The organism is Curtobacterium sp. MCBA15_005, assembly GCF_001864855.1.
In the GTDB taxonomy this organism is placed as follows: domain Bacteria; phylum Actinomycetota; class Actinomycetes; order Actinomycetales; family Microbacteriaceae; genus Curtobacterium; species Curtobacterium flaccumfaciens.
Genome location: NZ_MJGL01000003.1, coordinates 181,900 through 201,938, shown reverse-complemented (window position 1 = coordinate 201,938; position 20,039 = coordinate 181,900). Strand labels below are relative to the sequence as shown.

Annotated in this window: 24 protein-coding genes; 5 read left to right on the top strand and 19 right to left on the bottom strand. The window is 71.7% G+C overall.

The genetic code is table 11. The features are described from left to right. The first annotated feature begins 219 nt into the window (after positions 1 to 219). The 5 genes from BIU89_RS02140 (at position 220) to BIU89_RS02120 (ending at position 4,884) form a co-directional block, all read left to right on the top strand. Entirely contained in the window at positions 220 to 1,353 is a 1,134-nt protein-coding gene (locus tag BIU89_RS02140; RefSeq protein WP_071244610.1) for a DUF475 domain-containing protein, read from the top strand. Positions 1,354 to 1,490: 137 nt separating this feature from the next. Beyond that, complete coding sequence (locus BIU89_RS02135; RefSeq protein WP_071244892.1) at positions 1,491 to 3,092, top strand: Na+/H+ antiporter; 1,602 nt, start codon at positions 1,491 to 1,493, stop codon at positions 3,090 to 3,092. A 265-nt stretch (positions 3,093 to 3,357) separates the two neighbouring features. Further along, entirely contained in the window at positions 3,358 to 4,206 is an 849-nt protein-coding gene (locus BIU89_RS02130; RefSeq protein WP_071244609.1) for a pentapeptide repeat-containing protein, read from the top strand. Between the two features lie 18 nt (positions 4,207 to 4,224). Further along, positions 4,225 to 4,473 carry a hypothetical protein gene (locus BIU89_RS18845; protein WP_254791459.1) on the top strand — a complete coding sequence of 83 codons (249 nt, stop codon included), beginning with the start codon at positions 4,225 to 4,227 and terminating at the stop codon, positions 4,471 to 4,473. Positions 4,474 to 4,593: 120 nt separating this feature from the next. Beyond that, positions 4,594 to 4,884, top strand: coding sequence for an ArsR/SmtB family transcription factor (locus tag BIU89_RS02120; RefSeq protein WP_071244608.1), 291 nt, complete (start codon positions 4,594 to 4,596; stop codon positions 4,882 to 4,884). Positions 4,885 to 4,909: 25 nt separating this feature from the next. On the opposite strand, the gene BIU89_RS02115 is transcribed toward BIU89_RS02120, so the two are convergent. The 19 genes from BIU89_RS02115 to BIU89_RS02030 form a co-directional block, all read right to left on the bottom strand. After that, positions 4,910 to 5,599, bottom strand: coding sequence for a cation diffusion facilitator family transporter (locus BIU89_RS02115; RefSeq protein ID WP_071244607.1), 690 nt, complete (start codon positions 5,597 to 5,599; stop codon positions 4,910 to 4,912). Next, a complete protein-coding gene (gene cmtR / locus BIU89_RS02110; RefSeq protein ID WP_071244606.1) occupies positions 5,581 to 5,907 on the bottom strand; it encodes a Cd(II)/Pb(II)-sensing metalloregulatory transcriptional regulator CmtR in 327 nt (108 codons plus the stop codon). The genes BIU89_RS02115 and cmtR overlap by 19 nt, the downstream gene beginning before the upstream one ends. Before the next feature lie 77 nt (positions 5,908 to 5,984). After that, a complete protein-coding gene (locus BIU89_RS18345) occupies positions 5,985 to 6,158 on the bottom strand; it encodes a hypothetical protein (RefSeq protein ID WP_175474956.1) in 174 nt (57 codons plus the stop codon). Between the two features lie 166 nt (positions 6,159 to 6,324). Continuing rightward, positions 6,325 to 7,500 (bottom strand): flagellar hook protein FlgE, encoded by a 1,176-nt coding sequence (locus BIU89_RS02105; RefSeq protein WP_071244605.1) that lies wholly within the window; start codon positions 7,498 to 7,500, stop codon positions 6,325 to 6,327. An 80-nt stretch (positions 7,501 to 7,580) separates the two neighbouring features. Then, the gene (locus BIU89_RS02100; protein WP_071244604.1) at positions 7,581 to 8,024 is read right to left on the bottom strand and encodes a flagellar hook assembly protein FlgD; all 444 of its coding nucleotides are present in this window, start codon (positions 8,022 to 8,024) and stop codon (positions 7,581 to 7,583) included. Between the two features lie 25 nt (positions 8,025 to 8,049). Then, a complete protein-coding gene (locus BIU89_RS02095) occupies positions 8,050 to 9,480 on the bottom strand; it encodes a flagellar hook-length control protein FliK (RefSeq protein WP_071244603.1) in 1,431 nt (476 codons plus the stop codon). After that, positions 9,477 to 10,214 carry a C40 family peptidase gene (locus BIU89_RS02090; RefSeq protein WP_071244602.1) on the bottom strand — a complete coding sequence of 246 codons (738 nt, stop codon included), beginning with the start codon at positions 10,212 to 10,214 and terminating at the stop codon, positions 9,477 to 9,479. Before BIU89_RS02090 ends, BIU89_RS02095 begins: the two co-directional genes overlap by 4 nt. Then, complete coding sequence (locus BIU89_RS02085; protein WP_071244601.1) at positions 10,211 to 10,642, bottom strand: flagellar FliJ family protein; 432 nt, start codon at positions 10,640 to 10,642, stop codon at positions 10,211 to 10,213. Before BIU89_RS02085 ends, BIU89_RS02090 begins: the two co-directional genes overlap by 4 nt. Continuing rightward, entirely contained in the window at positions 10,642 to 11,985 is a 1,344-nt protein-coding gene (locus BIU89_RS02080) for a FliI/YscN family ATPase (RefSeq protein WP_071244600.1), read from the bottom strand. Before BIU89_RS02080 ends, BIU89_RS02085 begins: the two co-directional genes overlap by 1 nt. Further along, a complete protein-coding gene (locus BIU89_RS02075) occupies positions 11,982 to 12,656 on the bottom strand; it encodes a FliH/SctL family protein (protein WP_071244599.1) in 675 nt (224 codons plus the stop codon). Before BIU89_RS02075 ends, BIU89_RS02080 begins: the two co-directional genes overlap by 4 nt. After that, a complete protein-coding gene (gene fliG, locus BIU89_RS02070; RefSeq protein WP_071244891.1) occupies positions 12,649 to 13,689 on the bottom strand; it encodes a flagellar motor switch protein FliG in 1,041 nt (346 codons plus the stop codon). Before fliG ends, BIU89_RS02075 begins: the two co-directional genes overlap by 8 nt. An 8-nt stretch (positions 13,690 to 13,697) precedes the next feature. Then, positions 13,698 to 15,368 (bottom strand): flagellar basal-body MS-ring/collar protein FliF, encoded by a 1,671-nt coding sequence (gene fliF, locus BIU89_RS02065; RefSeq protein WP_071244598.1) that lies wholly within the window; start codon positions 15,366 to 15,368, stop codon positions 13,698 to 13,700. After that, a complete protein-coding gene (fliE, locus tag BIU89_RS02060; RefSeq protein WP_071244597.1) occupies positions 15,368 to 15,709 on the bottom strand; it encodes a flagellar hook-basal body complex protein FliE in 342 nt (113 codons plus the stop codon). The genes fliF and fliE overlap by 1 nt, the downstream gene beginning before the upstream one ends. Then, the gene (locus tag BIU89_RS02055) at positions 15,709 to 16,104 is read right to left on the bottom strand and encodes a flagellar basal body rod protein FlgC (RefSeq protein ID WP_071244596.1); all 396 of its coding nucleotides are present in this window, start codon (positions 16,102 to 16,104) and stop codon (positions 15,709 to 15,711) included. The genes fliE and BIU89_RS02055 overlap by 1 nt, the downstream gene beginning before the upstream one ends. Further along, positions 16,101 to 16,445 carry a flagellar basal body protein gene (locus tag BIU89_RS02050; protein WP_017886135.1) on the bottom strand — a complete coding sequence of 115 codons (345 nt, stop codon included), beginning with the start codon at positions 16,443 to 16,445 and terminating at the stop codon, positions 16,101 to 16,103. The genes BIU89_RS02055 and BIU89_RS02050 overlap by 4 nt, the downstream gene beginning before the upstream one ends. Positions 16,446 to 16,874: 429 nt before the next feature. Then, positions 16,875 to 17,201: a hypothetical protein gene (locus tag BIU89_RS02045; RefSeq protein ID WP_071244595.1), complete on the bottom strand. Its 327-nt coding sequence runs from the start codon at positions 17,199 to 17,201 to the stop codon at positions 16,875 to 16,877. Beyond that, a complete protein-coding gene (gene fliS / locus BIU89_RS02040) occupies positions 17,191 to 17,664 on the bottom strand; it encodes a flagellar export chaperone FliS (RefSeq protein WP_027465510.1) in 474 nt (157 codons plus the stop codon). Before fliS ends, BIU89_RS02045 begins: the two co-directional genes overlap by 11 nt. Positions 17,665 to 17,675: 11 nt before the next feature. Continuing rightward, the gene (gene fliD, locus BIU89_RS02035) at positions 17,676 to 19,064 is read right to left on the bottom strand and encodes a flagellar filament capping protein FliD (protein WP_254791456.1); all 1,389 of its coding nucleotides are present in this window, start codon (positions 19,062 to 19,064) and stop codon (positions 17,676 to 17,678) included. Positions 19,065 to 19,170: 106 nt separating this feature from the next. Next, positions 19,171 to 20,028: a flagellin N-terminal helical domain-containing protein gene (locus BIU89_RS02030; protein WP_027465508.1), complete on the bottom strand. Its 858-nt coding sequence runs from the start codon at positions 20,026 to 20,028 to the stop codon at positions 19,171 to 19,173. Positions 20,029 to 20,039 lie beyond the last annotated feature (11 nt).

Below are 20,039 nucleotides of genomic sequence, written 5' to 3'. Positions count from 1 at the left end.
CGCTGAACCCCCGCAAGACACCGGTGTTCGCCGGTTGAACACGCGCAGACCGCGGTTCAACACGCGAACACCGGTGTTTTTCGTTCCCGCGCGACCCGACGGCCCGTCCCCGCAAGTGGGGACGGGCCGTCACCCGAGTGGCGGAGTCCCCACGGGCCTCCAGGCCGATGCCCAGGAGCGCTCCATGCGCCGCCCAGGCCGACCGTGCTGGATGGGCAGATGGCCACGAGATCACTCCTGACCGTCCCCCTGCTCATCACCGTCGCGGCCGCCGCGGCGGCCTGGCTGGTGCTCGGCCCCGCCGCAGCGCTCGCCTTCGTGGCCCTCGCGTTCCTCGAGATCGCGATGGCCGCGGACTCGTCCGTGCCGATGGCCGGCATCGCCGGCCGACTGCACTCCCCCGCCCGGCGGCTGTTCCTGTCGCTCGGCATCGTCGCGGGCGTGCTCGCGATGCGCCTGCTCCTGCCGCCGGCCGCCGTCGCGGTCGGTGACGCGACCGACCCGGCGAGCTCGGTGGAGGAAGCCGTCTTCGCACCCGGCTCGTTCTCCGCGCACCTGGCCGAGGTGCGTCCCGCACTCGCCGCCTTCGGCGCCGCGTTCATCTGGCAGGTCTTCGCCGAGTACCTGTTCAACACCGACCGCGCGTCCCGCAGGTCGTGGCTGGGCAGCCTGGAGGCGCGGCTCGCCTCCGTCGCGCGACCCCGCGTCTGGTCGCTGGTCACCGCTGCGACCGGGGTCGTGGTGACCTCCGTGCTCGTCGGGTCGCGTTCCGGGTGGGCCGCCGGTGCGCTGCTGCCGGTCGCACTCGGCGGGGTGGCCGGCATCGCCGCGTACCTCGTGTCGAAGCGGACCGCGTCGTGGGCGCTGCGCAGCGGCCCCGTCGGCGGCGGGTCGGACACGGCGTCGATCGGGGTCGGCCGCGGAGCCTGGCGCATCCACCTGTACGCGTCGACCGTCGTGTTCGAGCGGGGGCTCGTCGTGTTCATGCTGTTCGAGATCCTCGACGGCGTGTACAGCCTGTCGGGGTCCGGGCCGCTCGGATCGGACGGGCTCGGGGCCCTCGAACAGGCCGCCGTCGCCATCGGGGCGATCGGGGTGGGCGCGGTGTTCCTGGCCCGCCTGACCTCGCGGGTCGACCAGGCTGCGGGGCTCAAGCGGCTGCGGTACCTGAAGGCCGGGGCGGCGTACGTGCTCGGGGTGCTGTCGGTGCTGCTGTGGGCGAGTCTGCTCGTGCCGATCCCGGGCGTCGTCGTGGGGTGGTTCGGGACCGTCGTGATCGGGTCGGCGCTGGTGAGCTCCCTGCCGTGGCGCGCGTGGTGGCGGCGGGTGGTGCGGCGGCCGCGGGCGGTTTGACTCGTCGGCTCGTGACGCGTCGTGCGGCGCGGTGCGGCGCGTCGTCCGGGTGTGGTGCGGCGCGTCGTCCGGCTGTTCTGGAAGGATCCACCGTGGATCGGCGTTGACTGGCGGGTCGGACGACGATCGGAGTGCACGTGCTGGGACCGGAACTGGTGGTCGTGCTCGGCCTCGCCATCGCACTGACGGCGGCCGTGGCCGACCGGATCCGGATCGCACCACCCGTGCTGCTCCTGGTCTTCGGCGCGCTGCTCGGGCTCGTGCCGGAGTTCGCGGACGTCGAGCTCCCTGCCGAGGCCGTGCTGCTGCTGTTCCTGCCGGCGCTGCTCTACTGGGAGAGCCTGACGACGTCGCTCCGCGAGATCCGGAAGAACCTGCGCGGCATCGTCCTGATGGGCACCCTGCTCGTCGTGGTGACCGCCGGTGCCGTCGCCGTGCTGCTGCACCTGCTCGGGATGCCGTGGGGGCCGGCCTGGGTGCTCGGCGCCGCGGTCGCCCCGACGGACGCGACCGCGGTCGGCGTCCTCACGAAGATGCTGCCGCGGCGGAACGTCACGGTGCTCCGCGCCGAGAGCCTGGTGAACGACGGCACCACCCTCGTCGTCTACGGCATCGCGGTGGCCGTCACCGTCGGCACGCAGGAGCTCACGTTCTGGGGCGTGTCCGGCATGCTCGTCCTGTCCTACATCGGCGGGGTCGCCGCCGGGCTCGCCGCCGCCTGGATCGGGACGATGGTGCTGCGGCGCGTCGACACCGTCGTGCTCGAGAACCTCGTCACCCTGCTCGTGCCCTTCGCAGCCTTCCTGGCCGCCGAGGCCATCGGCGCCTCCGGCGTGCTCGCCGTCGTGGCGGCCGGCATCGTCGTCAGCCAGGTCGGCCCCAAGCTCGACCGCGCCGAGACCCGCCAGCAGGTGCGCGCGTTCTGGTCGTTCCTGACCTTCCTGCTCAACGGCGCGCTGTTCGTCCTGGTCGGCATCGAGGCGATGGTCGCCGCACGTGCACTCGACCCGGCCGACCTGCTGCGCGGGACCGGCATCGTCTTCGCCGTCGCGGTGCTGCTCGTGATCGTGCGGTTCGCGTTCCTGAACGCCGCGGGCGGGACCATCTGGCTCGTCACCCGACGCACCGGCGGGAAACCCCGCGAAGGGCACCGCGACCGGCTCGTCAGCGGGTTCGCCGGGTTCCGGGGCGCGGTGTCGCTCGCCATGGCCGTCGCCGTGCCGCGCACCCTGGAGTCCGGTGGCGATTTCCCCGAGCGGGACCTCATCGTCTTCGTCACCGCCGGCGTGGTCATCGTCACGATCGTCGGCCAGGCCCTCGTGCTGCCGGCCGTCCTGCGTCGCGCCGCGCTGCCCGAGGACGAGTCCGTCAGCGAGGAACGTCGCTACGCCGAACGCACCGCGATCGAGGAGGCGCTCGATGCGCTCCCCCGCCTCGCGCGGTCGACCGGAGCCGATCGTGCGACCGTCGATCGCCTGCGGAAGGACTACGAGGCGCACCTCGACGTGATCGAGGCCCGCGAAGGGGACGACGACGACCACCCCGCGCTGCAGCGGCACGACAACGCGGTCGCCCTCGAGCTCGCACTCGTCCAGCACAAGGCGAGGACCCTGTTGCGCCTGCGCGACGCCGACGAGATCGACGACCTGGTGCTGCGTCAGGTGCGCGCCGGGTACGACGCGGAAGAGGCGCGGCTGGACGGCATCGAATCGGTGGCGTCACCGCCCACGTCGTCGTAGGGCGACTCCGGGCACACCTGGTCGAAACGGGCGTACCCGGTCTGTCGTTCTGACCGGGTACGCCCGATTCCCGTTCCCGCCGCACCGGCAACGCTAGCCTGGCCGCAGTGATCCTCCGTCTCTCTCGGTGACCCACCGGTCACCCAGCACCACCGGTTCGCCCCGCCGACGCGCGGGGGTGGTCTCGTGCGCCCGGAGGGGGAACTCCACCAGGAGTTCCCCCGCACCCGGCACACCATCCAGACCACCAGAGGAAGACCACTCCATGACGACCACCGACCGGTCCGCCCTGCGCGCGGACTGCGGCAGCTGCTTCGCGCTCTGCTGCACCGCCTTCGGGTTCCAGCGCTCCGCCGACTTCCCGATCGACAAACCCGCCGGCACCCCTTGCGGCAACCTCGCTGACGACTTCTCCTGCTCCATCCACCAGGCGCTGCGGCCGCGCGGGTTCCGGGGCTGCACCGTCTTCGACTGCTCCGGTGCTGGCCAGTACGTGTCCCAGACCCTCTACGACGGGGTCAGTTGGCGTGACCACCCGGACTCCCGCGCGGAGATGTTCCGGGTGTTCCCGATCGTCCGCAGGTTGCACGAGATGCTCTGGCACCTCGCCGAGGCACAGGACCGCGCGGTGACCCCGGACTCAGCAGGCGACGCTGCCCTCCTCGCGGAGGAGATCCGGCGAAGCCTCGACGCTGGCCGGCCGATGCTCCTCGCGCTGGACGTGGAGCCACTGCACGCTCGAGTGCGCGATGTCCTCGTCGAGGTGAGCGCCGAGGTACGGGGCCGGTACATCGCCGGTGCGGACGACGCACCGGACGGCCTGCTGCGACCGGGGGCGGACCTCGCCGGTTCCGACCTCCGCGCACGCTCGCTGCGCGGGGCCGACCTGCGGGGAGCCACGCTGATCGCGGCGGACCTGCGCGGTGCCGACCTGTCCGGAGTCGACCTGCTCGGCGTCGACCTGCGGGATGCACGGGTCGACGGAGCGGACCTGTCCACGGCGGTGTTCCTCACACAGGCGCAGGTGAACGCGGCACGCGGTGACTCCGCCACTCTGGTGCCCGACGGGATCGACCCACCGTCGCAGTGGTCGTCGACGGCGATCGAGCGCTGAGCGAGCTCGGTCCCGGAGTTGACACCGGTTCTCATCTATAAATGTATTGCTACTTCTGCATATGTGATCTACGCTGAGGGCATCCCAACCGACGATCAGCAGGAGGTCACCATGGCCGAGCACGAGAACAGCGCAGAGCACACCGTCGCCGAGCACACCCACCAGGACGGCTGCGGCCACGAGACGGTCCAGCACGAGGACCACGTCGACTTCGTCCACGACGGACACAAGCACGCCCAGCACGGCGACCACTACGACGAGCACTGATCTCCTGATCAGCGCAGGCCCGTGATCAGCACCGATCGACGGACCTGCACGACGGCCCCGACGCACCGCGCCGGGGCCGTCGTGTTGCATGCACGTATGCGCGTGCGCTTACATGAGTCCATGTCAGACGGGATCGAAGCAGCAGCCGAACTCTTCAAGGCGCTGTCCTCGCCCGCCCGACTCCGGATCCTGTCCGCGCTGATTCCCCAGCCTTCCGACGTCGGCTCCCTCGCCGAAGCGACCGAGCTGTCGCAGCCCCTGGTGTCCCAGCACCTCCGCACGCTGCGGCTCGCGGGCATCGTGCAGGTCGAGCGCATCGGGCGGAACGCCGTCTACTCGCTGCACGACGAGCACATCGCCCACATCGTCGGTGACGCGGTCAGCCACGTCAGCGAGTCCGAAGCCGGCTGAACCGCCGGCCACAGGCAGACTCCGTTCAGCAGCAGTGGCAACCCTCGCGCTCGCGCTCCCCGGTCAGTGCCGACACCGGCTGCTTGCACGCGTCACCGCGCCAGGCTTCGAGACCCTCGCGCACGGCGAACACGACCACGACGAGTCCTGCGAGCGGATCGGCCCACCACCAGCCGAACAGGCTGTTCGCCAGCAGGCCGAGCAGCACCGCCGCCGACAGGTAGCTGCAGATCAGCGTCTGCTTCGAGTCGGCGATCGCCGACGCCGAGCCGAGTTCGCGTCCGGTCCGCCGTTCGACGAAGCTCAGGAACGGCATGACCGCCAGGCTCACCGCGGCCAGGCCGATGCCGACCGGACTGTGCTCCGGCGACCGGAGGCCCGTGAAGGTCAGGACGGCATCGACACTCACCACGACGGCGAGCCCGAGGAACGAGACCGCGATCACTCGCAGTGCCGTTCGTTCCCGGGCCTCTGGGTCACGCCCGGCGAACTGCCACGCGACGGCCGCTGCCGACAGGACCTCGACGATCGAGTCGAGCCCGAAGCCGATCAGCGCGGTGGAGGACGCCACTGAACCGGCGGCGATCGCCACGACGGCCTCGATCACGTTGTAGGCGATGGTCGCCGCGACGATCCACCTGACCCGTCGCCGGAGCGCGCCAACACGAGCCGGTGCGAGCGACACCGCGGTCGTGGTCACCGCTCGACCTCGCATCCGTCGTCGTCGGCGACGTCCACCTCCAGCACCACGTCGACCAGGGACTCGAGCGCACGGGTGAGGTTGCGGTCGGCGATCTCGTAGCGGGTCCGACGGCCCTCGGGGACGGCGACGACGATCCCGCAGCCGCGCAGGCACGCCAGGTGGTTCGACACGTTCGTCCGCGTCAGCTCGAGTTCCTCGGCGAGGCGCGCCGGGTAGCCGGGTTCGTCGAGCAGCCGGAGCAGGATCCGCGCACGCGTGGGGTCGGAGAGCGCCCGCCCGAGACGGTTCAGCACGTCGTGCCGCGAGGCAATGGTCAGCATCTGCTGACCATACGCGTGCCGTGCCCTGGACGCCACCGCTCCGGACGACGCGTGCCGCACCCGGACACCGCTCCGGCTCAGACGTCCGAGAGTCGACGCCCCGTCAGCGCGTCGTTCCAGCTCGTGCGGCTGCCGGGAGCACGCGACTCGTGCACGCCGTCGTGGCCGCGTGGTCGATCACACCGCCAGCGGTCGAAGATGCTGCAGCAGCGGTGGTCGGACTGGTGGTCGGTGTCGGGGTTCTCGCGCATCGCACCGATGAGACGTCACGACGCGCCGTTTCGTCACGGACCGTCGCCGAACTCCCCGCACCACGGACGATGGTGAGCAGGAACGGTCGAGTCCCCCTTCAGCACCCGACCATTCCTGCTCACCAAGCGCCCGGCGACGCAAGCGCCCGCGACGCGAGCCCCGCGCCTAGCGCTTCAGGTTGGTGAGCTCCTGCAGCACCTCGTCCGAGGTGGTGATGATGCGAGCGTTCGCCTGGAACCCACGCTGCGCCACGATCAGGTTCGTGAACTCCTGCGACAGGTCGACGTTCGACATCTCGAGCGTCCCCGCAGCGAGCGAACCGACGCCCGCCGAGCCGGGACCGCCGACCGTCGCACCGCCCGAGTTCGCGGTGGCGCGGTAGCCCGACGCCCCGGTCTTCTCGAGGCCGGCCGGGTTGGCGAACGTGGCGAGGGCGATGCGGCCGAGCGCGAGCGACGCGCCGTTCGAGAACGTGCCGGTGACGGTGCCGTCCTTCGAGATCGAGTAGCCCTGCAGCGCGCCGGCCTCGCGGCCGTTCTGCGAGCCGATCGCCGCGGTGTTGAGCGAGGCGAACCCGGTCAGGTCGCCCATGTCGACCCGGATGCCACCGACGGCGAGGGTGCCGCCGGCGGTCAGCTTGCCGTCGGTGCCGAAGGTCAGCGAGGTCGTCGCCGTGGTGCCCTGGCCGTTGCGCCCGGTGACGTCCCAGCCGTCGGCGGTGCGCGTGTAGGCGAGCGACATCGTGTGCTTGGCACCCGAGGCGTCGTACACGGTGGCCTCGCGCGTGATGGTCTGGCCGACCGCGGTCTCGGACGGCATGTTGCCGGCGACGGTGGCGGCGGTGGTGCGGACCGCCGGGGCCGCTGCTTCGAGCGGCAGCGTGATGTCGGACAGCTGGCCGTTCTCGTTGACGACGCCGTTCGTGGCCGGGTAGCCCTGCACGATCTTGCCGTCGGCGGTGACCAGGCGGCCGTCCGCGTCGAAGTCGAACGCTCCGGCGCGGGTGTAGACGGTGTCGTTGCCCAGGCGGGTGACGAAGAAGCCGTCGCCCGAGATCATCAGGTCGGTCGCCTTGCCGGTGGCCTGCGCCGAGCCCTGCGAGAAGTTCGTGGAGACTCCGGCGACCTGCACGCCCAGGCCGATCTGGGCCGGGTTCGTGCCGCCGATGCCGGTCTGCGGTCCGCCGGCACCCTGCGTCATCTGCGACAGGGTGTCCTGGAACACGGTGGTCGACGACTTGAAACCGACGGTGTTGACGTTGGCGATGTTGTTGCCGGTGACGTCGAGCATCTGCTGGTGGGAGCGGAGGCCGGAGATCCCGGAGTAGAGCGAGCGGAGCATGGTGCGTCCTTTCGGAGAGGCAGGAAGAGCGAGGAAGAACGAGGGAGTACGAGGAAGAACGAGGAAGGAACGAGCGGGCGTCAGGAAGCCGGAGCGGTGGTGGTGATGCCGGAGATCACGTCGAGAGCGACCTCCTTCCCGTTCACGGTGACCGTGGGAACGCTCTTCGCGTACGACACGGCCGAGGCGGCCCCGGTGACGGACTTGCCCGAGTCGGCGTCGGTGTAGCTGACCTGCTTGCCGACGAGGTTCGCTGCGGCGATGCGCATCTGGAGCGAGAAGTTCTCGTTCCCCGTCGTGGTCTGGTTGGTGATCTGCTCCATCATCGCGAGCTGCGTCTGTTGGCTGATCATCTGGTTGGTGTCCATCGGCGAGGACGGGTCCTGGTTGCGCAGCTGCGTGACGAGCAGCTTCATGAAGACCTCGGAGTCCATCGTCTGGGACTTCTGGGCCGTCGAGTTGGCGGCCAGGGCCGCTGCCTGCGCGGTCGGGTCCACGCTGCCGGTGATGCCGTCGATGGGCATGGTGAGTTCCTGTTCGTGAGCCGGATCAGGCGAGGACGTCGAGTCCCGCGGTGCGGATGGAGGGCGTGTGGGCGGTGGGCTGCGCGCGCGGGGTGACCCGCGCCTCCAGGCCGGGTTCGCCAGGCAGGGCACGCGCGGCCGGACGCTCGTCGCGACCCGGCGCGTCCTGCGGCTGGTTCTGCGACGACAGGTCGAGCGTGGTGCTCACACCGGTGCCGGCCGCGTCCCGCCGCAGGTCCGGCAGGACCTGGCGGACGGCCTCACGGCCGGCGTCCGACGCGGCGAACAGCTCGACGTGCATGCCGTGCGCGGTGACGTGCGCGCGGACCGTGACCGGGCCGAGGCTGTCCGGTACGACCTGCACGGTGACGACGTGCTCGCCGGGGCCGGCCTGTGCGAGCGAGAACACCGGTCGCGCCAGCTGCTGGGCGAGCGGGGCCGGGGCCGGCGCGGTCGCCGCGGCGGCCGCGGTGGTCGGCGTCGTCGACATGACGAACGGCGTCTCGCCACCGCGGCTGGGGGCGACGGCCGGGAGGCCCGGATCACCCGGCGTCGACGCCTGCTGCTCCGTCCCGTGGCCGGCTCGGGAGCCGGTGCCGGCCACCGGGGCGGCCGTGACGACCGGCGCCTGGCCCGGGGCCACGGTGGCGGTGTCGCCGTCGGCGGTGCGGGTCGCGGCGGGGGCCACGATCGCGGCAGCGGCCGTCGGGGCGGTGGTCGCGACGTCGGTCGCGGCGGTGGTCGTCGAGACAGCGGTCGTCGCGGCTGTGGTGGTCGCGGGGGTGGCGCCCGCGACGATCGTCGCGGCGGCGGCCGGAGACGCGGTGCCGGCGGGCGGCACGGCGGGGGTCGTCGTGGCTTTGGTCGCCGTGCCCGTCGTCGCTCCGGCAGCGTTCTGGCGTGCACCGCCCGATGCCGGTGTCTGCTGCGGGGCCGCCGTGGCGGAGGCGGTGGTCGGCGCCGGGGTCGACGGGACCGGCGTCGAGGTGTGCTCGTTGACCGACGCCGGTGTCGCGGTCGTTCCGGAGGTCACCCCCGTGGCCACGGCGACGTGCTGGTCGCCAGCGGGCGTCTCGGCGGCGCCGGTGGCCGACTGGTCCTCCGGGCCACTCGTGAGGCCCGCCGGAGCGGTCGGTGCGGCCACGGTCACGAGTCCGGCGGCGAGCAGCGCCTGCGCGTCGACCGACGGGGAACCGGTCGCGAGCACCGACTGGTCCGACGCGGACGCGGACGCGGACGGCGTGGCGGCGGTGCTCGGCGTCGCGGCCGAGCCGTCCGCCGTGCGGCCGTCGGTGTCGTCCCGCCCGGCGGCACCGTCTCCTGGGCGCCGCTCGGTCGCGACGGCGGCGGTCAGTGCCGCGCCGAAGGACCCGGCAGCAGCGGGGTCGGACGAAGCACCCCGGGTGGAGCCCGGTGCGGTGGCCACGGACGGCTGGGGGGCGATGGTCAGGCTCATGCGGCGCTCCCGGACTGCATCATGGACAGCAGCGCGGCGGTCTGCAGGTCGGTCGCGGAACGCGCTGTCGAGGCGGTCGGCGCGGCGACGGCCGCCGGGGCCGCCTGTGCGGGGACGATCCGGCGGATGGTCGCGATGTCGCCCTGGGAGTACCAGTTGTCGACGATCCGGACGTCCTTGCCGGGGCGCGGCGCGTGCAGCACCTTGCCGTCGCCGACGTAGATGACGACGTGGCCCTCGCCCTTCGGGATGATCAGGTCGCCGGGCTGCGCGTCCTTCAGGGAGCCGACCTCGACGCCCATCTTCGCCTGGTCCGGCACGACCCGGGGCATCGTGACCCCGAGGTCCTTGAAGACCGTCTGCACCAGGCCCGAGCAGTCCATGCCCGCGGTCGTCTCCCCGCCGAACACGTACGGCACACCGAGGTACTTCTTCGCGTCGGCCACCACGTCGGCGCCGGTCGCGCCGCTGCCGGTGGCGAGGGTTCCGGCCCCGGCGTCGACCGAGGTCGCGGGGGCACGGGTGCCCGTCGCGGAGGCTGCGGCGGTCGCACCGGCAGCGGTCGCCGCGCCGGTCGTGCCGTCGGCGGTGGCGAGGGCGTCGGCGAAGGCCGAGGACCCCGCGGCACCACCGGTGGTGGAGGCGCTCGGGGCAGCCGTGGCCGTCCCGCCGCGCAGCGTGTCGATCTGGGACCGGATCTCCGAGATCCGGGAGAGCACCGCTTCGACGCTCATCGGGCACCACCTTCCGTGCGGCGTCGTGCCGCGATCTCGTCGAGGGCGTTCTGTTCGGTCCGGAGTTCCTCGGCCGCCTGCTGCTCGGTGTGCTTGCCCTCGAGCTTCTCGAGGCCGACGGCGGCGCGACGGGCGGCGGTGTAGTCATGCTGTGCCCGGTCGGCGTCGGCACGGCGGTTCTGCACCACGGCGTCGAGCTCCTCGAGCATCCCGCGGGTCGCGGCACGTGCTGCGGCGACGGCGCTCAGGGTGGCGGCGTCCTGGATGGGCTGGGCGTCCTCGCTGTCGGCGAGGCTCCGGCGTGCGGCGATCCGGGCGTCGGCTGCGTCACGGACGCGCTCGTTCGCGGTGGCCAGCGTGGCGGCGGCACGGTCCTGTTCGGTGTGACGCAGGCGCAGGAGTCCGGCGAGCGGGAAGCGGCGGGCCATCACGACACCCCCAGCTGCTGCACGAGGCCGCCGAGGCGCTGCCAGGACGCGTCGGCGGTCGCCCGCTCGTCCATGCCCTGGCGCAGGAACGCGTCGATCGATCCCTGGTGGTCGACGGCGGCGTCCACGAGCGGGTTCGACCCGCGCTGGTACGCACCGACGTCGAGCAGGTCCTGGGCGCCGGCACGGGCGGCCATGACCTTCCGCAGCACGGTGGCGGCGGCACGCTGCTCGGGTCGGGTGACCTTCGAGGCGACGCGGGACACCGAGCCGAGGGCGTCGACCGACGGGAAGTGCCCGGTGATCGCGAGCTTGCGGTCGAGCACGACGTGGCCGTCGAGGATGCTGCGGGCCGCGTCGGCGATCGGCTCGTTGTGGTCGTCGCCGTCGACCAGCACGGTGTACATGCCCGTGATGCTGCCGACGCGGTCGGTCCCGGCGCGCTCGAGCAGTCCCGCGAGCACCGAGAACGTCGACGGCGGGTAGCCCCGGGTGGCCGGCGGTTCCCCCACCGACAGCCCGATCTCACGCTGCGCCATCGCGACGCGGGTGAGCGAGTCCATCATGAGCACGACGTCCTGGCCGGCGTCGCGGAACGACTCGGCGATGCGGGTGGCCACGAACGCGGCACGCAGGCGCATGAGCGCCGGCTCGTCGGAGGTCGACACGACGACGATCGAGCGGGCGAGCCCCTCGGGTCCCAGGTCGTCCTCCAGGAACTCGCGCACCTCGCGGCCGCGCTCCCCCACCAGGGCGATGACGTTGACGGCCGCGTCGCTCCCGCGCGCGATCATCGACAGCAGCGACGACTTGCCCACGCCGGAGCCGGCGAACAGGCCCATGCGCTGCCCGCGGCCGACGGTGGTCAGGGTGTCGAGCACACGGACGCCGAGCTGCATCGGGGTGTCGATGCGGGTCCGGGCCATCGCGCTCGGGGTGTCGTGGTCGAGCGGGACCCAGGTCACCGGTTCGCCGCCGGGGCCCTGGAGCGGGCCGCGGTCGTCGATCGGTCGGCCGAGTCCGTCGAGCACGCGGCCGAACAGACCGGATCCGGTCGGCACGAGCACCGGGCGGCCGGTCGGACGCGCCGGCGTGCCCGCGGTCACGCCGGTCAGACGGCCGAGCGGCATGCAGCGGACGCCCGAGGCATCGGTGGCGACGACCTCGACCGCGGTCTGTTCGCCGTCCTCGGCGCCGACCGTGACGACCTCGCCGACGCGGGCGTCGAGCCCGGCGATCGTCAGCCCCAGGCCGACGGCGCTCGTGACGACACCGACCCGCTGGGGTGCGGCACGCAGGAGCGCCTCGTCGAGACCGCGCGGACGGAGCAGCGTGGCGGTCACCGGTCGACTCCCGTCGCGTCGACACCGAGGGCCGTGCGGGCGCGGTCGAGCGCCGTGGCGATGCGCGCATCGAGCATGCCGTCCGGCAGGTCGACGACGGCGTCGCCGTCGCGCAGGGCGCCGTCGGCGACGACCGGCACCGGCAGGTCGAGGCCGGCGACGCGCGCGGTGTCCGCCGGGCTCAGCCGGACGGCCACCGGGACCGCGCGGTCCACGGACGCGAGCGCCCGCCGGACGGTGGCCTCCGCGCCGGACGCGATCCGGGCCTCCCGGCTGCCCTGTCCGTCCGGACCGACGGCGACGGTCGCGTCGTGTGCGAGCCTGGAGGCGCGGACCACGTTCCCGACGATCGCCTCGGCCAGGTCGACTGCCGCGCTCGCGACCGACGCCTCGGCGTCCGCCAGGACGGGTGCGACCGTGGAGAGCATGGCGTTCGTGGCGGCATCGAGGACCGCGATCCGGCGTGCCGTGTCGGCCTGCAGCGCGGTGACGCGCGCGGCGTGCTCGGCCTCGAGTCGGTTGCGCAGGGCGTCGGTCTCGGCCTGAGCGGCCCGCAGGCCGGCGGTGTACCCGGCCGCGTGCCCGCGGACGTCCGCGCTCGACGCGCGCTCGCGTCCGGCGGGGTCGGCGAGCACCGGGAACGCGACGCGGTGCACGACGGTGTCAGTCAACGAGCTCGTCCTCCTCGGCGCGGTGCACGGTGACGACGCCCTGGGCCTCGAGCTCGCGCACGGAGCGGACGACCTCGGCACGGGCTTCCTCGACCTGCGAGACGCGGACCGGGCCCATGGCCTGCAGTTCGTCGTCGAGGAGTTCGCGGTTGCGCTCGGACACGTTCGCGCGGATGGTCTCGACGACGGGTCCGGCTGCGCCCTTCATGGCGGTCGCGAGGATCTTCGAGTCGATGCCGCGCAGCACCTGCTGGATGTCGCGGGACTCGAGCTTCACGATGTCCTCGAAGGTCAGCATGCGGGAGCGGATGTCCTCGGCGAGCTCCGGGTCGCGGGCTTCGAGCCCCTCGAGCACGGCCTTCTCGGTCGCGACGTCCGAGCGGTTGATGATGTCGACCAGGGGTGCGATGCCACCGACGACCTCGACGCTCTCGCGCGGCGACACGACGGCCCCGGCGCGCTGGCGCAGCACACCGGCGACGATGCCGACGGCCTCGGGGGTCGCACTGCCCATGGTCGCGAAGGCCTGTGCGACGTCGGTGCGGACGCGCTCGTCGATCCCGGCGAGCACGGCACTGGCCTGCCCGGGGCCCAGGTGGGCGAGCACGAGCGCGATCGTCTGCGGCAGCTCGCCCTCGAGCAGGGAGATGACCTGGCCGGGTTCGGCGTCGTCGAGGAAGTCGAACGACTGGCCGGCGAGGTTCGAGGCCAGACGGTCCATCACGCCTGCGGCCCGCTCGGCACCGAACGACGCCTCGAGCAGCCCGAGGGCGGTCTCCTTGCCGCCGCGCTTCTGCAGCCGGCCGCTCATCGTGATCCGGTGGAACTCCGACAGCGTCTGGTCGACGACGGTGTCCTCGACGCGGCGCATCCGGACGATCTCGGCGGAGATCTCCTCGGCCTCCATCTCGGTGAACTGCTTCATCACCTCGGCGGCGCGGTCGGTCTCCATCTGCATGAGGATGAGCGCGACCTTCTGCGCACCGGTCAGGGCACGGTCGCTCGGACCGGAACCGCCGCCGGGGCTCGGCATCAGCGCGCTCACACCGGTGCCCGGTCGTCGAGGAGCCCGCGCAGGAGCTCGGCGGTGCGCTTCGGGTCGCGCTCGGCCAGGGCGGAGATGTCCTGACGGCGGCGCTCGGCGGTGATCTCCTCGGTCGTCAGCACCTCGGTGGGGGCGTCCCCGCCGGGCATCGCCGACAGCACCGCGGTCGGGGCGTCACCGGCACCGAGCGTCGCCCGGTCGTCGACGCCGTCCATCGCGAGGGGCAGCTGGAACGTCTCGCCGGCGAAGGCGTCGAGCTCGCCGAGGTCGACGGCCTCGCGCTCCTGCTTCCGGTTGCGGCGGGCGACGAAGAACATGATCGCGATGACGGCGAGGACGATGCCGATCACGATGCCCGCGGTGCGGATCGACGACCACAGTGCTTCCTGCTGGTCGGCCTTCTGCTGGGCCTCGAGGGCCTTCGCGGCCTGGTCGGAGGCGCTCGTGTCGAAGTCCATCATCGCGACCTTGACCTGGTCGCCACGGTTCTGGTCGACACCCGCGGCGGCGGACACCAGGTCGTTGATGCTCTGCAGGTTCGCGTTCTGCACGGCGTCGGCCTTCGAGTTCAGCGCGACCGAGATGGTCTGCCGGTCGAGCCCGCCCGAGGGGATCTGCGTGGTCTCGGTGGTGTGGTCGACGGCGTTGTTCTTCGTCGCCGATTCGTTCTTGTACCCGTCGTCGCCGGTGCCGCTCGTCGCGGTGCCGTTCGGGACGGCGATGTTGTCCGGACCGAGGACCCCGGTCGCGCCGGACCCGGCGCCGGCGCCGGCGCCGTACTCCTCGGTGGTGCTCGACTCGTTCAGCGCGACCGGGCCCGACGTGGGAGACGTGTAGCTCTCGGACGTCCGGGTGCCGGACTCCTGGTTCATGGTGCCGGAGACCACGACGGTCGCGTTGCCGACGCCGAGCGTGGTGTCGAGCAGGTCCTGGATCTTCTTGCTCGTCGCCGCGTCGTAGTCCGCAGCCTGGTCGGCGCCGCTGCCGGTCGCGCCGGTGCCGACGGCGGACAGGGTCTGGCCCTTCGCATCGACGACCGAGACGTCGGTGGGCTGCATGCCCTCGACCGAGGCGCTCGTCAGGTGCACGATGGCCTGCACCTGGTCGGTGCTCAGCTGCGTGCCGTTCTCGGTCGCGATGAACACCGACGCGGTCGGGTCCTTCTCCTCGGAGACGAACACCGACTTCTCCGGGATCGCGAGCTGCACGGTGGCGGTCTGCACGCCGTCCATCGCACCGATGGTCTTGGCGAGCTCGCCCTCCATCGCGCGCTTGTAGGTGACGTCCTGCTGGAACTCCGAGCTCGTCACGCCCATCTTGTCGAGCAGCGAGTAGCCACCCTCGTTCGACGACGGCAGGCCGTTCGACGCCGCCTTGAGCCGCTCCGAGTACACCTGCGCCTGCGGCACGAGGATCGTCGCGCCGCCGTCGGTGAGCTGGAACGGCACACCGTCGGTCTGCAGCTGGTCCGTGATGGAGCTCGCGTCGGCCGCGGCGAGCCCGGTGAAGAGCGGGGCGTAGGACGCCTTGCCGAGCCAGGACGCGAGGGCGATCCCGCCGAGCACGAGCGCCGCGATCGCCAGGATCGCGATGGTGCGCTGGGCGGCGGAGAAGCCCTTCACGTAGGCGCTGAGGCGCGCGAAGACGTTCTTGACGGCGACGGGCATCAGGCCTGCATCCTCATGATCTCGTTGAAGGCGTCGACGCCCTTGTTGCGGACGGCGGAGACGAGCTCGAGCGTGACCTGCGCGCGGGTGGCGGCGATCGTGGCGTCGTGGATGTCGTCGAGGTTGCCGGTCACGGCCTTGAGCGCGAGGGTCTTCGAGTCGCTCTGCAGCGACTGCAGCCCGTCGACGGCGTTGCCGAGGCTCGCGGCGAACCCGCTGCCGTCGGTCGTCGCGCCGGCGGCTGCGGTGGCGTTCGTGCTGTCGCTGGACGTCCCCGAGACACTCGTCAGGGCGTTCGTCATCGCGTTGGTGGTCACACCGTTCACGGCGTCGATGGGCATCAGTTCTTCCCGATCTGCAGTGCCGCCTCGTAGGCGGTCTTGGCACGGTCGACCACGGCGGCGTTCGCCTGGTAGCCGCGCTGGGCCATGATGAGGTCCGCCATCTGCGTGCCGAGGTCGATGTCGGGCATGCGGACGTAGCCCTCCTCGTTCGCGAGCGGGTTGTCCGGGTCGTAGGTCACACGGCCGGCGGCGCTGCCGAACGCCGCGCCCTTGACGTAGGCGCCGGAGACGCCGTTGCCCTCCTGCACCTCGACGTAGCGCGCTTGGAACGCGGTGTCGTCCATCGACTTCACGGTGTTCGCGTTGGCGATGTTGTCCGAGACGGCGTCGAGCCACTTCCGGTGCACGGTCAGGCCGGTGCTCGCGATGCCGATCGCGTCGAAGGTCGTCACGAGTTCGTCCGCATCGCCGCACGGACGCTGGTGAGCTCGGAGTTCATCGCCTGCGTGGCGAACTGGTACCGCAGCACGGTGTCGATGTTCGACAGCGTCTCCTCGTCGAGGTTGACGTTGTTGCCGTTCGTGTTCGTCGGCTCGAGGCTGCGCGCCATCGTCGGCGTGGTGGCACCGTCGCCGTCCACGATCGACTTCGCCAGGGCGTCCTCGAACTGGACCTTCTCGGCGTGGTAGTTCGTCGTGTTGATGTTCGCGATGTTGTTCGCGATCACCTTCTGGCGCATCGACAGACCGTCGAGTGCGCTCTGCAGCGCGACGCTCGTCACGGAATCGAACACGAAGGGTCCCCTCGTCAGGCGTCGTCGGTGCGACGTCGCCGTGCGGTGGTGGCCGATCCCTGGCCGAACTGGTGAGCGATCCGTGCTCGAGTGGCGCTATCGGAGTCCGTCGTCCGCCGCGTTAGGCGTCGCCCCGAACGGGGGGCGGTGGGTGCGGGTGCGGCGTCGGTGTGCGGTGTCGCCCGTTGCGCGCGCTGACAGTTGCACGCGCACGGGAGCGACACCGTCGACGTCGTACGACATCGACATCGTCGCCCCGTGCACGCGCCACCAGTTGCACGCGCTCGGAAGCGACGGAGCCGACGTCGTACGACGACGACATCGTCGCTCCGTGCAGACGCCGCCAGTTGCGCACGCCGGCAGTTGCACGGGCGCGGAAGCGACAGGGTCGCCGTCGTACGACGACGACATCGTCGCTCGGGGCGCGGGTCAGGCGGAAGCGTCGAGGTACACGGAGCCGCGGGGCTCGCGCGTGGCGTCGACGGCGCGCAGGGCACCGAGGTGCTCCAGCGTCGAGCGGCGGTCCGCCTCGAGCACCGTCATCCGGTCCCGCTGCGCGGCGAGCAGCCGGGAGGCCCGTCCCACCAGGTCCCGCGGCAGCGGTCCCAGCCCGGCCGGCTCCGACCACCCGGCCACGGCCGTGGAGTCGGCCGCCTGCCCGGCGGCGTCGTGCTCCAGGGAGGTGAGCAGGGCCTCCCATGCGGCTCGTCCGTCCGGCTGCTCAGGCGACAGCTCTGCGGACGGCTCAGGCGACACCGAGGGCTCCCCCGGTCGGCTGCTGCGTGGTGGGCGTCGCGGGCAGCGACGCGGCTGCCTCGTGCCACGACTGACGCAGCGGCTCGAGGATCCGGATGCAGTCGCGGGTGGCCTGCACGTCGCGGTGCACGTTCGCCGTGATGAGCGAGGTGGAGGCGTAGTTGTAGACGGCGAGCAGACCCTCGCCGCCGTCCCAGACGTCGATCCGGAGTGTGCTGGAGAGCTCACCGACGATCGCCTGGGCGTGCAGGAGCTGCTCGCGGGCCGCCTCCCAGTCGGCGGCGACCTGCGCGGCCTCGGCACGGTGCAGGTCGAGCAGCAGCCGGTCGTAGAGCATCGTCACGAGCTGGGCCGGCGTCGCCGACAGCACGGCCTCGTTCGTGTACTGGGCACGACGCTGGTCGGTGACGGTGCGCGGCTGGGCGGCCTGGCGGAAGGCGGCTGCCTGGAAGTCGAAGGTCATGGTCGTTCCCGTCAGCTCGACGTCGAGGCCAGCTGGCCGGCGAGCCAGCTCGACTGCGACTGGAGCTTGCTGAGGCTGGTCTCGAGGGATGAGTAGAGGGTCTGCAGCGCGGCCCGGCGCCTCGTCAGCCGGTCGGTCCAGCTGTCGATCTGGGTGTTGAGGTCCTTGGCGACGGCCTGCTGCCCGGTGATGGACGTGGTGATTGAGCCGTCGTACTTGTCGGAGGCGGCGCTGGCCGCGGCACCGACGTTCGCGGCGACGCCGGAGAGCATCGCCTGGGTGGCCTTCGGATCGGCGGCGAGTGCCTTCTGGAAGACCTCCGGGTCGAAGGTGAAGCTGCCGTCCCTCGTGATCACGATCCCGATCGTCGACGGCGACTTGCCGTCGACCGGGGCGGACATCGTGCTCGTGAGCCGCTGCACGGCGTCGCGGGACGCACCGTCGCCGAGCAGGACGCCGGCCTTCGTCGTCGTGGTGCCGGACGTCGCGCTGGTCGAGCTCGACACCGCGGTGTTCGTCTTGTAGTAGGCGGCGACCGCGTTCATCGCGTCGACGAGCCCGGAGGCCACGGACTGGGCCTTGGTGGTGTCCTGCGCGACCGTCACGGTGACGGGTTCGGTGGTGGCCTTCGACACGGTGACGTCGAGCCCGGGGACGAGCCCGGTGAAGGTGTTCGTCGCGCTCGTGACCGTCTGCGCGGCGGCGGTGCCGGCCCAGAGCGTGACGCTGGCGTCGGTCGCCGTGGTGACGACGGCGGCACCGGTCTCGGTGAGGACGTTCGTCGCGGTGCCCGCTGCCACGTCGTCGGCGCCGCCCCGGTACACCCGGAAGCCGCCGGCCGCCCCGGTCGTGGCGGACGTGAGCTGCAGGCGGTAGAGCTTGCTGCCGTCGGCGTCGGTGCCGGCGGAGACCTTCGTCGCGGTGACGCCCGCACCGGACTTGTTCAGGGCGGACACGGCGTCGTCGAGCGAACCGGACGCCGGCGTCACGGTGGTCGACTTGCCGTCCGCGCCGACGATCGTGATCGGCTGCGCACCGGTCGACCACGTCGACATCGCGGCCGTGACCCCGACCTGTGCCGAGGCGGTCGAACCGACGGTGAAGCTGATGGAGCCGGCGGTCGCCCCGGTACCGGTGACGGCGGTGACGGTCGGCGCGGTGCTCGTCGCGGCAAAGAGGTCGAGCGACGAGGCCTTCGCGGCATCCGTGGCCTTCGTGGCGAGCCCCTGGATCAACCCGTTGAGCGTCTGCAGTGACGAGATGAACGAGTTGGTGGTGATGAGCTTGTTCTTGAGCAGGGTCTGCGGGACCCCCTCGACGCTCATCAGCGAGTTGATGAGGTCGGTCGTCTTGAGACCGCTGACCAGACCGTCGATCGCGAGGCTGCTGCTCGAGGACACGGACGAGGACATCGTCGACACTCCCTGGCGTCGTGGAGGTGGTCAGGATGGTGGCGTCCGTCCTCCGGGACACCCGATCGGGCCCGGAGGACGGACGTCGTGATGGCTAGCGCAGGAGCGAGAGCACGCCCTGGGTGCTCTGGTTCGCCTGCGCGAGCATCGAGGTGCCGGCCTGGCTGAGGATGTTGTCGCGCGTGTACTTGACCATCTCCTGCGCCATGTCGACGTCGGTGATGCGCGAACCGGCAGCGGTGAGGTTCTCCTTGGCCACGTTCGTCACGTTGATGGCGTGGTCGAAGCGGTTCTGGACCGCACCGAGGTTGGAACGAGCCTCCGAGACCGACTTGATCTGCGCGTCGAGCTCGGTCACCGCGAGGCGAGCGTTGTCGCCCGTGGTGAAGTCGAGCGCCTTGACCGCCGTGGCGACCTTCGAGACGTCCGCGCCGGTGAGGTCGACGTCGATCTTGCTGGCGTCGGAGCCGTCCGCGCCGACCTGGAAGGTCAGCTTGCCGGTACCGGGACCGGCAGCCGTGGTGGAGGCCTTGCCGTCGAGCAGCTTGATCCCGTTGAAGTTGGTCGAGTCCGAGATGCGCTGCAGCTCCTCCTGGAGCTGACCGACCTCGGTCGTGATCGCCTTCCGCGAGTCCTCGTTGTTCGAGTCGTTGCCGGCCTGGACAGCCAGGTCGCGCATGCGCTGGAGGATCGAGTGGGTCTCGGTGAGGCCACCTTCAGCGGTCTGCACGACGGAGATGCCGTCCTGCGCGTTGCGGGCGGCGACCGTGAGGCCACCGACCTGGGACTTCAGCCCCTCGGAGATCGACAGACCGGCAGCGTCGTCGGCAGCACGGTTGATGCGGAGGCCGGTCGAGAGCTTCTCGAGGGACTTCGACAGGTCGTTCTGCGTCGCGTTGAGGTTCCGGTACGTGTTGAGTGCCGAGAGGTTGGTGTTGATGGACATACCCATGGTGGTTTCCT

Coding starts and splice junctions, on each gene's coding strand:
- BIU89_RS02140 (WP_071244610.1), top strand. CDS start 220: ATGGCCACGAGATCACTCCTGACCGTCCCCCTGCTCATCACCGTCGCG.
- BIU89_RS02130 (WP_071244609.1), top strand. CDS start 3,358: ATGACGACCACCGACCGGTCCGCCCTGCGCGCGGACTGCGGCAGCTGC.
- BIU89_RS02120 (WP_071244608.1), top strand. CDS start 4,594: ATGTCAGACGGGATCGAAGCAGCAGCCGAACTCTTCAAGGCGCTGTCC.
- BIU89_RS02115 (WP_071244607.1), bottom strand. CDS start 5,599: ATGCGAGGTCGAGCGGTGACCACGACCGCGGTGTCGCTCGCACCGGCT.
- cmtR (WP_071244606.1), bottom strand. CDS start 5,907: ATGCTGACCATTGCCTCGCGGCACGACGTGCTGAACCGTCTCGGGCGG.
- BIU89_RS18345 (WP_175474956.1), bottom strand. CDS start 6,158: ATGCGCGAGAACCCCGACACCGACCACCAGTCCGACCACCGCTGCTGC.
- BIU89_RS02105 (WP_071244605.1), bottom strand. CDS start 7,500: ATGCTCCGCTCGCTCTACTCCGGGATCTCCGGCCTCCGCTCCCACCAG.
- BIU89_RS02100 (WP_071244604.1), bottom strand. CDS start 8,024: ATGCCCATCGACGGCATCACCGGCAGCGTGGACCCGACCGCGCAGGCA.
- BIU89_RS02095 (WP_071244603.1), bottom strand. CDS start 9,480: ATGAGCCTGACCATCGCCCCCCAGCCGTCCGTGGCCACCGCACCGGGC.
- BIU89_RS02090 (WP_071244602.1), bottom strand. CDS start 10,214: ATGAGCGTCGAAGCGGTGCTCTCCCGGATCTCGGAGATCCGGTCCCAG.
- BIU89_RS02085 (WP_071244601.1), bottom strand. CDS start 10,642: ATGGCCCGCCGCTTCCCGCTCGCCGGACTCCTGCGCCTGCGTCACACC.
- fliG (WP_071244891.1), bottom strand. CDS start 13,689: ATGCCGAGCCCCGGCGGCGGTTCCGGTCCGAGCGACCGTGCCCTGACC.
- fliF (WP_071244598.1), bottom strand. CDS start 15,368: ATGCCCGTCGCCGTCAAGAACGTCTTCGCGCGCCTCAGCGCCTACGTG.
- fliE (WP_071244597.1), bottom strand. CDS start 15,709: ATGCCCATCGACGCCGTGAACGGTGTGACCACCAACGCGATGACGAAC.
- fliS (WP_027465510.1), bottom strand. CDS start 17,664: ATGACCTTCGACTTCCAGGCAGCCGCCTTCCGCCAGGCCGCCCAGCCG.
- BIU89_RS02030 (WP_027465508.1), bottom strand. CDS start 20,028: ATGGGTATGTCCATCAACACCAACCTCTCGGCACTCAACACGTACCGG.